The sequence below is a fragment of the Vibrio sp. L5-1 genome (genome assembly GCF_021728315.1).
Classification (GTDB): domain Bacteria; phylum Pseudomonadota; class Gammaproteobacteria; order Enterobacterales; family Vibrionaceae; genus Vibrio; species Vibrio splendidus_K.
The window spans coordinates 464,053-477,401 of record NZ_JAKKCQ010000003.1; the positions used below are offsets into that span (position 1 = coordinate 464,053).

11 protein-coding genes are annotated in these 13,349 nt (G+C 44.7%); 5 read left to right on the plus strand and 6 right to left on the minus strand.

What is annotated here, in order from left to right; genetic code table 11:
• Nucleotides 1–76: 76 nt before the first annotated feature.
• The 6 genes from L3V35_RS14525 to L3V35_RS14550 all read right to left on the minus strand — a co-directional run bounded on the left by L3V35_RS14525 (nt 77) and on the right by L3V35_RS14550 (nt 6,515).
• A complete protein-coding gene (locus L3V35_RS14525; RefSeq protein ID WP_004736463.1) occupies nt 77–1,057 on the minus strand; it encodes an alpha-L-glutamate ligase-like protein in 981 nt (326 codons plus the stop codon).
• Between the two features lie 3 nt (nt 1,058–1,060).
• Nucleotides 1,061–2,566, minus strand: a complete 1,506-nt coding sequence (locus tag L3V35_RS14530; protein ID WP_054547295.1) for an inactive transglutaminase family protein — start codon at nt 2,564–2,566, stop codon at nt 1,061–1,063.
• Nucleotides 2,567–2,583: 17 nt separating this feature from the next.
• On the minus strand, nt 2,584–3,324 hold the full coding sequence (locus L3V35_RS14535) for an ATP-dependent zinc protease (protein WP_054547296.1): 741 nt from the start codon (nt 3,322–3,324) through the stop codon (nt 2,584–2,586).
• A gap of 266 nt (nt 3,325–3,590) precedes the next feature.
• Nucleotides 3,591–4,562, minus strand: a complete 972-nt coding sequence (gene cmoB, locus L3V35_RS14540; RefSeq protein WP_054547297.1) for a tRNA 5-methoxyuridine(34)/uridine 5-oxyacetic acid(34) synthase CmoB — start codon at nt 4,560–4,562, stop codon at nt 3,591–3,593.
• A 182-nt stretch (nt 4,563–4,744) separates the two neighbouring features.
• Nucleotides 4,745–5,473 (minus strand): carboxy-S-adenosyl-L-methionine synthase CmoA, encoded by a 729-nt coding sequence (cmoA, locus tag L3V35_RS14545; protein WP_171327770.1) that lies wholly within the window; start codon nt 5,471–5,473, stop codon nt 4,745–4,747.
• A gap of 139 nt (nt 5,474–5,612) precedes the next feature.
• Nucleotides 5,613–6,515 carry a DUF72 domain-containing protein gene (locus tag L3V35_RS14550; protein ID WP_171327768.1) on the minus strand — a complete coding sequence of 301 codons (903 nt, stop codon included), beginning with the start codon at nt 6,513–6,515 and terminating at the stop codon, nt 5,613–5,615.
• A 580-nt stretch (nt 6,516–7,095) separates the two neighbouring features.
• Between L3V35_RS14550 and aspS the strand changes: the two genes are divergently transcribed.
• The 5 genes from aspS (at nt 7,096) to ruvB (ending at nt 13,051) form a co-directional block, all read left to right on the plus strand.
• Nucleotides 7,096–8,868, plus strand: a complete 1,773-nt coding sequence (gene aspS, locus L3V35_RS14555; RefSeq protein ID WP_237300149.1) for an aspartate--tRNA ligase — start codon at nt 7,096–7,098, stop codon at nt 8,866–8,868.
• A gap of 212 nt (nt 8,869–9,080) precedes the next feature.
• Nucleotides 9,081–9,602 (plus strand): crossover junction endodeoxyribonuclease RuvC, encoded by a 522-nt coding sequence (gene ruvC / locus L3V35_RS14560; RefSeq protein ID WP_004736470.1) that lies wholly within the window; start codon nt 9,081–9,083, stop codon nt 9,600–9,602.
• Between the two features lie 194 nt (nt 9,603–9,796).
• Complete coding sequence (locus L3V35_RS14565; protein WP_237300150.1) at nt 9,797–11,257, plus strand: methyl-accepting chemotaxis protein; 1,461 nt, start codon at nt 9,797–9,799, stop codon at nt 11,255–11,257.
• 92 nt (nt 11,258–11,349) lie between these two features.
• Nucleotides 11,350–11,961 (plus strand): Holliday junction branch migration protein RuvA, encoded by a 612-nt coding sequence (gene ruvA / locus L3V35_RS14570; protein WP_017111036.1) that lies wholly within the window; start codon nt 11,350–11,352, stop codon nt 11,959–11,961.
• A gap of 73 nt (nt 11,962–12,034) precedes the next feature.
• Nucleotides 12,035–13,051, plus strand: coding sequence for a Holliday junction branch migration DNA helicase RuvB (gene ruvB / locus L3V35_RS14575; protein WP_017083931.1), 1,017 nt, complete (start codon nt 12,035–12,037; stop codon nt 13,049–13,051).
• Nucleotides 13,052–13,349: the final 298 nt, after the last annotated feature.

Genomic DNA, 13,349 nt, shown 5'->3' on the forward strand with positions numbered 1-13,349 from the left:
AAAGCCGCGTAACTCTCAGAGTTATGCGGCTTTATTTCTTGAGCTAGACTCGGTGTCAAATGACCGAGTTAGTCGCTTAGTTTGAAGCGAGTTCGTTACCGTGAACACCAAATTGCTTTGCGGCGTATGCCACGCGCTCGGCAGGTTTTGGATATTCAGCTGGCGTGCCTAGGTTTTCAATATGATGTAAGCGAGGCAATAAACCCGCGCCGTTTGCAATCTGTATTGCTAATCCTGGACGAGCGTTTAGCTCTAGTACCATTGGCCCTTCTTCTTGGTCTAAAACCATGTCAGTGCCCATGTAACCAAGGCCTGTCATTTCCCACGCGCTTGATGCTAGCGTAAGCAGTTTTTCCCAATGCGGTACTTGAAGTTGTGCCAACTCTTTGTCCGTGTCCGGGTGGTGAGTCACAGGGTGGTCAAATTGAACCGCACGAACGGCTTTGCCTGTAGCAATACAGATGCCCACACCCACAGCGCCTTGGTGCAAGTTTGCCTTGCCGTCAGAAGCTGAAGTAGAAAGACGCATCATCGCCATCACAGGGTAGCCTTTGAATACGATAATTCGTACATCGGGCACACCTTCATAACTGAAGCCATCAAAACACTCGTCAAACTTGATGAGGTTTTCAACCACGGCTACGTCGTTCTTACCACCCAGTGAGAAAAGACCCGCGAGAGCGTTACTGATGTGACGCTCTACGTCTTCTTCATTGATAGTCGAACCTGATGGCTTGGTATAAACACCATCCTTGTGAGAAATAACAACAAGGATACCTTTACCACCACTACCTTGAGCGGGCTTGATTACAAACCCCGGCCACTCTTTAACCATCTTGTGGATTGTTTTTACTTCAGCTTGGTGACCAATAACGCCAATCAGTGTTGGTACGGTTGCACCAGCTTGTTCAGCAATAATCTTAGTCTTAAGCTTGTCATCAACGAGTGGATACTTGGAACGATCATTGTAGCGACCAATATAGCTATGGTTACGCTTGTTCATTCCCATTATGCCTTTGTCTTTCAACTTAAACGGTGAAGTAAATTGATCAAACATAACTTAGTCCTCCGCTAGCGGTTTAAAGCGACGAAGCTCGGTTAGACGGTAGCCTGTGTAGTTACCTAGTAGCAAGATGGTCGCTAGAATAACAAGCTGTAAACCAATAAAGTTAAACGTTAAATGCTGGATGAACGGGTTAGTCATACCTAAGTAAACAAGAACAGCGGTAAATAGAGAGCCACCACCTTGTAGTACTACCTCTTTCGCCCCTTCTTCTTCCCATAGGATAGACATACGTTCGATAGTCCAAGATAGGATAATCATTGGGAAGAACGTAATCGATAGACCTTCAGTCAGACCGACTTTAAACGCCACTACAGTAAACACAGAGATAATCATGATTACCGTAATGATTACGGCGGATATCCTGGCGACCAGTAGCAAGTTGAGCTTGGATAAGTAACTTCGAATAATAAGACCTGTACCTACAATCAGTAAGAAGCCGACAATACCCGTTACCAATTGTGTTTGTACAAAGGCTACCGCAATCAGTACAGGCATGAACGTACCAGACGTCTTCAGACCGATGATGACTCGTAGAAACACAACAATCAGAGCACCGATAGGAATCAGCATGATGGTTTTAAACATCGCTTGCTCTTCTAACGGTAGACTGTGAATGGAAAGGTTTAACAGTTGATCCGCAGAGACTTTACTGTTGGTTGCTTCAGTGGGAGTCACCTCCTGAGCAATCATAGAGAAGTGAACTTTACTGTTCTGACCGCCAACCACGTCTAATAGAGATACATTTGATTCATCCCAAATTAGCAGGTTTGGCTGCACTTGCTGTTCGCTTGATTCAGGAGAGAATAAAACCCATTGGTCGTTATCCCAGATCTGGTTCATTTGCTGGATAGATTGACGACGACGGCCATCTTCTAGCTCGATAACGCCAACTACTTTATTGTGGATATTTGCTGCTGAAAGTAGCTTGTGTGTTGCTTCAACTTTGCTCATGTTATTCAGAATCAGCGCAGAGTTTTGGCTGTCTGGATCATTAAGTGTTTTGATAAGTTCACGAGTGAAGGTGATGTTGTCTGCTGAGCGCTTAGTTGCTCGGTCAATCAGTGCCAACGCTGCCGCTTCTTCTGGGCCATCAAAGCTTGGTTGCGTGATTTCACCTTCTGGTGGGATAGCATCAACTTTCGCTTGGTTATCGACAAGGAATTGAGTTTTGTAGTAGATAGTTTGCGGGCCATCAGCGTGGCGAATAGACCATTCAGCACGACGACCTGACTCGGTGTTCAAGTAAGAGATGCCGTAACCTGGTGACGAAGCTGACTCACCAATAAGTGTGTAATTAGACTGAGTGTGAGGAGCTGCTAATGAAACTTTTGCTTCTTTGCCTACTGCGTTGAACTCAATACGAGCTTCAACGTCCCAAACCTGTCTGGTTTCCCCTGGAGTCCAAGGTACACCGTAGGTGGTATGTCTGAACATACTCAGTGTTATACCTGCCACGATAAGCAGGAATATAGAGATATAAAATGGAATTCTTGACGTCATAGCTTACCCTACTATTGTTATTTAACTTCCGTTTGTACGTACTTTTTACTTACATCTACTAGCGCTATGTCTTTGATAAATTCGCGCCCTAGTAATACAGGGTGACTCATTTGAGAGCGATCCGCCAATGTAAATTGCGCTTTTTCATGGATTTTTCCAACTTTTACCCATAATTCGATCACAGCTCGACGTTCTGTCTGGTCATTGGTTGACTGACGGATTTTTACATACCGCACAACGGGTGCTTCAATCCATTTCTGGTCTTCTACAGCTTGTGCTTTATCAGCCAAATGGAATCTCACCCAGTCTTTACCGTTACGTTCGAATTCTTTGATATCGACAGCATTTAAAGAAGAAGTGGTTGCGCCAGTATCAACGCGCGCATCAAAGCTTTGTTTGATCGAGTCGATAGACACTTTCTCGATTCCGCCAAGGATGGTCGGTTGTAACGTAGTAGTGATAGGAGTAGCTGCTACGACGACGGGTTCTTCTTCCTCTAGCTCTTCAATAACCTTATGTTCCATGCTGGTCAGATGAACATCTAATTGACTAGAAAGAGTGGTGATTTCGTCTTCTAAGCTTTCAATATAATCACTTTGATTACTTAGTTGTAGTTCAAGATTTTGAACCTTATTTGCGATGTTTGTCTCTGAGCGGGCAATAGCGTCGAGAGTTTCTTGGTGGTAGGTAGCACCGTTCGTGAGAGTACAACCAGAGAGCAAACCAACCGCCACGATAGGCGATAATCGCTTAAACATATAAAAAACCTTTGAGAATTAGAGAATAGTTCAGACTATTTAGTAGTTTATCCCACAAAAAAGGACGCGTGAAGCATCCTATTGTAAGAGTCTGGTCATATTGAATCGCTATGTGAGCGCTACGAAAATTATTGTGATCTTAGTTCGTTCATTTGTTAAGCATGAGCGTAAGTTTTATACAATTCATGCTCTTGCTAATCAAAACTTACACATATAAATAACTAAGACTTAGTGACCACAGAGTTAATGGCTTGGTCCTATAGAAATTACGGTTTCGTCGCGACAAGAACAGCACGTCTCGGTGCCGGGTGACCTTCAACCGTTTTAGTTGGATCGTTCGGATCGAGGTAATCTGGAAGAGAGTTGTGTGTCATCCATTCTGTTGTGCGTTGTTCGCCAATCGTCGTGATATTTTCGTCAACGATACGTACGTCTTCAAAGCCAACCTGTTCAAGCCAGCGTTTCAGCGCGCGAGCAGAAGGGAAGAAGTACACATTTCTCATTTGCGCGTAACGGTCAACAGGGACCAATACCGCATTCTCGTCACCTTCAATCACCAAGGTTTCAAGAACCAGCTCACCGCCAGATGCCAATTGGTCTTTCAGCTGAATCAAGTGATCCAGTGGTGAACGACGGTGATACAACACACCCATGCTAAATACAGTGTCGTAGGCTTCTAGTTTTGGCAGTTGCTCAATACCTAAAGGTAATAGGTGAGCACGTTGGTCATCGCCCATTAACTTACGAATAGCTTCAAACTGAACCAAGAATAGGTGAGAAGGGTCGATACCCACTGTTAGGCGTGCGCCTTCACCTAGCATGCGCCACATGTGGTAACCATTGCCACAACCTACATCAAGCACAGAGCGGTTTTTCAATGGAGAAATATGAGGAAGGACACGGTCCCATTTCCAGTCACTGCGCCACTCCGTATCGATATGGATATCGTGAACGGTGTAAGGACCCTTCCTCCACGGGTGGAAGGTCTTTAGTAAGCTTTCTAACTTCTTAAGTTCACCTGTGTGAAATGGTGTCGAGCTACCAATGGTTACTGAGTTTTTCAGATCAACTTGGTCAGGCACTCCTTGAGGGATTTTATTCAGTGCACGTAACCAACGGTCGAAGTCACCGTGCTCTGCATTTTGCCAATCCGTCAGCTGTTGAGGAAGAACATTGAGCCACGGCTGTAGGCGAGTGTCTTGGGCAATGAGTTGATAAAAATTGGCAAAATTAAACATAGTTTTTCACTGAGTTAATAGGGTCAATAAACCCTAAAATAAAAATTAAATTTGTTATTCCCTACAGTGAGGGACGAACATGATAGGGAATCTCGGTTTATCGTACTTGATAGCGCTCCCCAACTCGCTCGTTCCTCGCTCTTGAGGATGACGTTTTAGTACGAGCTGACTGGGTATGTACGCTATTTAATCGCGAACATTGAACCAAAGTTGAAGCATTGGAACCACACTTCGCTGCTTGAGAAGCCAATCTTATCAAAGCGTTCCTTGTGGACAGGGATCGAGTCTGGACGCATCACGTTTTCGATTGCACTACGTTTTTGGCTTACTTCAAGCTCGCTGTATCCATTGGCACGTTTGAAATCATGGTGCAGATCGATAAGCAGTTCATTTGAACTTTCATCTTCGAATACGTATTTTTCTGACAGAATTAAGATCCCGCCCGGGCGCAAGCCTGCATAAATTCTCTCAAGCAGAGCGTATCGGTCGTCTGGAGACAGAAATTGCAGCGTAAAGTTAAGAACAACAACAGAGGCGTCTCTAATTTCTACTTCACGGATGTCGGCTTCAATGACTTCTACTGGCGTGTCACTGCGGTAAGCATTAACGTGCAACTTACAGCGTTCAACCATCGCTTGTGAATTATCAACAGCGAAAATGGTGCAGCCTTCTTGCTGAATATGGCGACGCATCGAAAGTGTCGCCGCGCCAAGAGAGCAGCCAAGGTCGTAAATATTTGAATGTGGCTTTACAAAGCGCTCAGCCAGCATGCCGATTGCGGAGATAATGTTGCTATAACCAGGCACCGAGCGTTGAATCATATCCGGAAATACTTCAGCAACCCTTGCATCAAAGGTGAAATCACCAATTTTATCAATAGGAGCGGAAAAGATATTGTCTGTGTTGCTCATGGCATTTTCTCTCGACAGTCAGCGTAATTGGCACAAAATTCATACCAAATAAAAGGGGACGTATTTTACGTAAAAAAAGCGCGGCTGTCACGAAAACTGAGATTTAGCTCAAGGTTCGAAGTTACTGATAGGTGAGGGGTTAAAACATCGAGATTTGGTGATTGCCTTTCTGTGCTGGAAATTGAGCGAGATCAGGCAAGATAAGTGACGTATTTTCAGATACTTGCTTTTGTAGCTGCTTATAAATAGCAATAGCGAGTTCAGGTGCGTGATTATTGTCTGGGGTGTGGATCATTAAATAGGGTTGTTTGCCTTCATTAAGCCAGTTTGGAATTTTGGCAAACCAAGGCTTAAAAAATTCAATATTAGGTTCTTGATCTGGGTGGCCAATAAATCGAATCATAGGATTATTGGCGGTCGCAATCGCATGCACGGGAACGCGTGGTTTTTTCTGATGAGCATCGATCACCGCTTCTGTGGTTGGTGGTGCGGAGAAAACGGGACGGCTATCCATAATAATGCGATTGATCCCTTCTTCTATTAACCAATGATTGAAGCGCTTTTCCGCATCGCCCTTATCAAAAAAACCAAGGTGACGAACCTCTACGCCGAGCTGCATATTTTTGGGGAACAAGGTACAAAACTTTTGCAGGGCAGGGAGCATACTAGGTTCAAAACTGTGTGGTAGCTGAATCGTCCATTGGCCAATACGCTCGTGCAGTGGCGACATGGTCATTAAAAACTCTTTGAGCTCGGCTTGGCAGTGCCTAAGTTGTTGCTGGTGGGTGATGAACTTTGGCAGCTTGAAGGTGAACTTAAAATCATCGTGACTGGCGGCTTTCCAGTTGTTAACGGTCGACATACTCGGTGTGGCGTAGAAGGTCGTGTTGCCTTCAACCGTATGAAAAACTTGTGTGTACTTCTCTAAGCGTTCAGCAGGTTTTGTTCCCTTACCATAGAACTGACTTTGCCACTCGGAATGAGACCACATGGTTAATCCAAGTCTTAGAGGTAAAGTTTCTGTTATTACACGATCATCCATCTATTACACCGTTATTCATCACGCTATCAGTCATTACAAAAAGTTTTTGGTTTGAAATTAGGGCGTGTTGATCTTTCGAGCTGGTTTTTGCAGCGAGTTGCTGGGTATTTATACAAGGCAGAGGCTTTGATGTGTAGCTAGCCTACATGAGAAGCCGATAACGTAGTAGAAATACCCAGCAAACGCTGCCCGAAGGGTTCGGCTAAAAGCGTTTTACTCTTTGTTGAGGGAGATTTGCTTAGAATGACTAGGCTACTTTTCCCTCGCCGCGATTAAAACGCTTTTATCTCGAACAAAATTTAACCACGAAAGGTCAACGCGCCCTAAAATCTACTTTACGAGAGTTTTGCTGATTAAGGTACTTTCGAGATATAATTAGCGCAATTTTTTCGGTTTTGATGAATCTTTGCGCACTTGATGGGCTAAAAAGCAGCAAAGCCAGATAAAACACAATAAATTCGAATGTGGAAGGTCGATTTTAAACGAGTTTCCGCGTATAAATGTTCCTTTGCTCTGTTGTGTGGAATGACCACTGACAGCTTGGAAACTAGTAAATAATTAAGAGATTGGGAAATTCATTATGCGTACCCATTACTGTGGTAACCTGAACAAGTCCCTGGCGGGACAAACTGTAGAATTGTGCGGCTGGGTAAACCGTCGCCGTGATTTAGGCGGTCTTATCTTTATCGATATGCGAGATCGTGAAGGCGTCGTTCAGGTTGTTGTCGATCCAGATATGAAAGATATCTTTCCGATCGCTAACCAACTGCGTAATGAATTCTGTATTAAATTTACTGGTGAAGTACGTGTTCGTCCTGACAGCCAAGTAAATAAAGATATGGCGACGGGTGAAGTTGAGCTTTACGCAACTGGCCTTGAGATAATCAACCGTTCAGAAGCGCTTCCACTAGATTTCAACCAAACGAACTCTGAAGAACAGCGTCTAAAGTACCGTTACATCGATCTTCGTCGTCCAGAAATGAGCGATCGTATTAAGCTTCGTGCACGTGCTTCTAGCTTCGTTCGTCGTTTCCTAGACGAGAACCTATTCCTAGACATCGAAACACCAGTACTAACGAAAGCGACACCTGAAGGCGCTCGTGATTACCTAGTACCAAGCCGTGTTCACAAAGGTAGCTTCTACGCACTTCCTCAGTCTCCTCAACTGTTCAAGCAACTGCTGATGATGTCTGGTTTTGACCGTTACTACCAAATCGTTAAATGTTTCCGTGATGAAGATTTACGTGCTGACCGTCAGCCTGAATTTACTCAGATCGATATCGAAACATCATTTCTGTCTTCTCAAGAAGTACGTAACATTACTGAAAAGCTAGTTCACGATATGTGGAAAGAGCTTCTAGATGTTGAACTGGGTCAATTCCCAGTAATGCCATTCTCTGAAGCGATTCGTCGTTTCGGTTCTGATAAGCCAGATCTACGTAACCCACTAGAACTAGTGGACGTTGCTGATTTACTGAAAGATGTTGAGTTTAAAGTATTCTCTGGTCCTGCAAACGACGAAAAAGGTCGCGTAGCGGTTATCCGTGTACCAGGTGGCGCTAAGTTAACTCGTAAGCAAATCGACGGTTACGCAGAGCACGTAGGTATCTACGGCGCGAAAGGTCTAGCTTGGATGAAGGTTAACGACCGTGCTGCTGGCATGGAAGGTATCCAATCTCCAGTTGCTAAGTTCCTAAACGAAGACGTAATCAACAGTCTTCTTGAGCGCACTCAAGCTGAATCTGGCGATATCATCCTATTTGGTGCAGATAAAGCGAACATCGTTGCTGAAGCAATGGGCGCACTTCGTATCAAGCTAGGTGATGACTTAGAGCTAACAGACAAGAAAGCGTGGGCTCCTCTTTGGGTTATTGATTTCCCAATGTTCGAAGAAGATGGCGAAGGCAACCTTCACGCAATGCACCACCCATTCACATCGCCACTTGGTGTGAGCGCGGAAGAGCTAAAAGCAAACCCAGCTGCAGCTAACTCTGATGCATACGACATGGTCATCAACGGCTACGAAGTAGGCGGCGGTTCAGTACGTATCCATAGCGCAGAAATGCAAACGGCTGTATTCGGTATCTTAGGTATCGAAGCTAAAGAGCAACAAGAGAAGTTCGGTTTCCTACTTGAAGCACTTAAATACGGTACGCCACCACACGCAGGTCTAGCATTCGGTCTTGACCGTTTAGCAATGCTTCTTTGTGGTACAGAGAACATCCGTGACGTTATCGCATTCCCGAAAACAACAGCTGCAGCATGTCTGTTAACAGACGCGCCGAGCCTAGCAAACCCAGCATCACTGGAAGAGCTAGCAATCGCTGTTAACTTAGCGAAGAAAGAAGACTAATCAAACGATTAAGCTCAACTTTCTAATCAAGCAGTGAGTTTTCGATAGAGCTTAAGTCTTAGATAGCACTTAAGCTTTCAACAAAACTTAGTTTTTGATAGAACTTTTTCTTTCGCAGAACAACGAAATGCCCGTTAATTTGACGGGCATTTTTTTTTGCGTTCGATATACTAAGCTCATAAAGCATGTATAAATAATCAGTATTTGAAGTTATGTCTATTATCTTAGGGATTGACCCTGGCTCTCGCATTACCGGCTATGGCGTGATTCGTCAAAATGGTCGCCATCTATATTACTTAGGTAGCGGTTGTATTCGTACCTCTGAAAAAGAACTGCCAGGGCGACTCAAACAAATCTATGCGGGCGTGAGTGAGATCATTACTCAGTTTCAGCCTGACGTATTCGCGATCGAACAAGTGTTCATGGCGAAGAATGCCGACTCAGCACTTAAGCTTGGACAAGCTCGTGGTAGCGCGATTGTGGCAGCAGTGAATGCGGATTTGCCTGTACATGAATATGCGGCTCGTTTGATCAAACAAGCTGTGACAGGTAATGGTGGTGCTGATAAGTCGATGGTTCAGAACATGGTGATGAGCATGCTCAAGCTACCTGCCAAACCACAGGCTGATGCTGCCGATGCTCTCGGCGTAGCGATCACTCACGCTAACACCAATAAAACCTTGGTTGCACTGGCAGGTAAAGCGACAGGTGCGAGAAAAGGACGCTACCGTTAATCCCCCCATCGCTTTCTAGAAGTTTTCTTTCGATGAGCCTTACGCCCCGTTTGGCTCATATCAAAACAATACGCACCTAAATCCTTGATGAAATGAGATCTTTCGAACAGAACCCAGATAATAACATTGCGTATCATTTAACATGTCATTAACATTGGTCGGAGGTCTTACAAGTTAATCAAGGATGATCACTGATGAACCCAATCAAGCTGTGGCGCGCGCTGTTTCTCCCTAAAAGCAATGGGTGGAGTAACAACGAAGTCAGACAAGCCGATATCTTATTACTCTTCACTTTTATCGCATTCTTCGTGGGTGTCTATAGCTTAATCAAGTGGACTAAGCACGAAGAGCAACTTCTGATCGCTACATCTGTATTTCTTATCGTATTCGAACTGATCTCTGCACTGCTACTTCGTGTGACGAGTAAGCCGAGCCTTGCACTTAACTTTGGTTTTGTCGGCATGGCGGTACACGCGTTGAACATCATTTATCAAAGTGGTGGGGTTGTGGCTTCCACTCAAGCTTATTGGGTGCCTTTGTTAGTGGTCGCTTTCTTCTTATCTGGAACACGAATTGTGGCTTTGGTGTGGAGTGGACTGGTTATCGGTGTTTCATTAGTGATGACCTCAGCACATCTCAATGGATTTGCATTTCCCCAGCTTGAGCTAACCCCTGATGCGGTAGTGTTAGAAACTTGGTCTGGTGTGATTATGCCGCTGGTGGTGATCTGCATTGCCCAAGCATTTACTGCGAAACAGAAAGAAGTGGCGATCGAAATGGCAGAGGATGCGATTTCAGAAAGCCAACACGTTGCCAATCAAGCGACGCAAAGTGAAGGTCGGCTCTCTATCGTGCTCGACCAAGCCAATTCGAATTCAGAGAGTCTACAAGGTGTTTCGGTTCATTTAGATCAGCAGTCGCAAGACCTGCATGCTCAAGTCGAAGTGTTGAATGTCAATTGTGAATCTCAGGCGAGTGCAGCAGAAGAGATGAGCCAACAGCTGCATCAAATGACTCAAGGTATCGAAGAATCCAATTCATTTGTGGGTGAACTGAAAGAGCGCAGTGAAGCGGTTGGAACCAAAGCGCAAAAGAGCTCTGAGTCACTAGAAGCCTCAACCAGTGCAATCAGCCAGATCATTCAAAGTAATCAAGAGATCATGAAAGTCGCCGATTTGATTACTTCCGTAGCCGAACAAACCAACCTATTAGCACTCAACGCAGCAATAGAAGCCGCTCGAGCCGGTGAACAAGGACGAGGTTTTGCTGTGGTGGCCGATCAAGTGAGAGAGCTATCGGCGAAAAGCAGTCATTCTGCGATAGAGATTCGAACTTTGTTAGACCGCAGCAAAGAAGAAGTTGAACACGGCAGAGCAATCATCGAAACCACGGCGAGCGAGATGAACGGCATCATCTCAGAGGTGCAAACCATCTCAACAGATGTTAATCAGCTCACCAATATCATGGCCATGCAGATGAGCTCTCTGAAAGAACTCGATCTCGCGAGTTCAGAGGTGGCGCAGAGTGTGGCAGAAACTAAATCTGTATCGGGTTTAGTGGCCAATTATGGTTCTGAATTAACAGGCCATGTTGCTTCGGTAAAAGAACTGGTTGAAAGCCTGAATAGTGTGGTTTCCCAAGCTAAGCAAGCTTAAATAAATCACCTTAATAAACACAAAGAACTGGATAAGCATCCAGTTCTTTTATATTCTGTCCCTCAAATAATATTCCATCAAGAGAGTGAATTGTGATCGGACGCCTACGCGGTACATTAATAGAAAAACAGCCACCAGAGTTGCTAATCGAAGTCAGTGGTGTTGGTTATGAAGTACAAATGCCAATGAGCTGTTTTTATGAATTACCAAACGTTGGCGAAGAGGCAATTATCTACACTCACTTTGTCGTACGTGAAGATGCGCAGCTACTTTATGGTTTCAATACGGTAAAAGAGCGTGCTCTGTTCCGTGAAGTCATCAAAGCAAATGGTGTAGGTCCTAAGCTAGGTCTTGGCATACTTTCAGGCATGACCGCTAGCCAGTTTGTTCAGAGTGTTGAACGTGAAGATATCTCTACGCTGGTTAAACTGCCGGGTGTGGGTAAGAAAACCGCAGAGCGTCTTGTCGTTGAAATGAAAGACCGCCTGAAAGGGTGGGGCGCAGGTGATCTGTTTACGCCTGCAACGGATGCTGCGCCAATGGACTCGATGCCAGCGGTTCACGATGCTGAAGAAGAAGCGGTAAGCGCACTACTTGCGTTGGGTTATAAACCGACTCAAGCCTCTAAAGTTGTTGCTCAAGTGGCTAAAGATGGCATGACCAGCGAACAATTGATTCGCGAAGCACTGAAGTCGATGGTTTAATACCTCATATACTTGTTCTACAAAATAGACTCATTCACTTTGCCTGTGCGCAGAGTTAGGAATAACAGAATTTATGATTGAAGCCGATCGCCTGATTGCACCGGATAATCCGGTCTTTAAAGATGAAGATGTTATCGACCGTGCAATACGTCCAAAGGCGCTAGCCGACTATCAAGGTCAGGACCACGTTCGTAACCAGATGGAGATTTTCATTCAAGCCGCTCAAATGCGAAATGAAGCTCTGGATCATCTGTTGATTTTTGGCCCTCCCGGTTTAGGTAAAACCACGTTGGCAAACATTGTTGCCAATGAAATGGATGTGAGCATCCGTACCACTTCAGGCCCTGTTCTAGAGAAAGCCGGTGACCTTGCGGCGCTACTGACTAACCTTGAAGAAAATGATGTGCTGTTCATTGATGAGATCCACCGTCTGAGCCCAGTGGTTGAAGAGGTGTTGTATCCCGCAATGGAAGATTACCAATTGGATATCATGATTGGTGAAGGCCCTGCGGCACGTTCTATCAAAATTGATCTTCCTCCGTTCACTTTGATTGGCGCAACCACTCGCGCTGGCTCACTGACGTCTCCGTTACGTGACCGTTTCGGCATTACCCAGCGTCTTGAGTATTACAAAGTAGAAGATCTTCAAAATATCGTTCAACGCAGCGCGGATTGCCTTGGCCTATCTCTGGAGTCTGAAGGTGCATTAGAAATTGCTCGCCGTGCGCGTGGTACACCACGTATTGCTAACCGTTTACTACGTCGTGTTCGTGACTATGCGGAAGTGAAAGGCGATGGACATATTTGCCCAGACGTTGCAGATAAAGCGCTTAACATGCTGGACGTTGACGCCAAAGGCTTTGACTACATGGATAGAAAGCTTCTGCTTGCGATCATGGAGAAGTTTGGTGGTGGTCCGGTTGGTATCGACAACATGGCTGCCGCGATTGGTGAAGAGAGAGACACCATTGAAGATGTGTTAGAGCCTTACTTGATACAACAAGGTTATCTACAAAGAACACCAAGAGGTCGAATCGCGACCGACAGAGCGTATTTACATTTCGGAATAGATAAGCCTTCTAATCGTTAAAGTATTCATTTCTAAAGATCCCAGTTGCATAAGCGCTGGGATTTTTTGCTTTTTATTGAATAACAACTCTTTGAGCAAATCGATAAAAAGGCGAATTATCGAAATTCAAAAATGGAAACTTTGATTCCAAGTTTGATTTGGCTAACAAAAAATGAAATAAACTGTCATATCTTTTGTTAATACTTTATAGGTAGTTGTAATTGGTATGTTGAGGTGGTGCTGAGCTTTTGTCACAGATATCATGCGCGGTTATTAACAAGGCTAAAATTGGTGTGATTTTAATCATGATTGTTTAAAA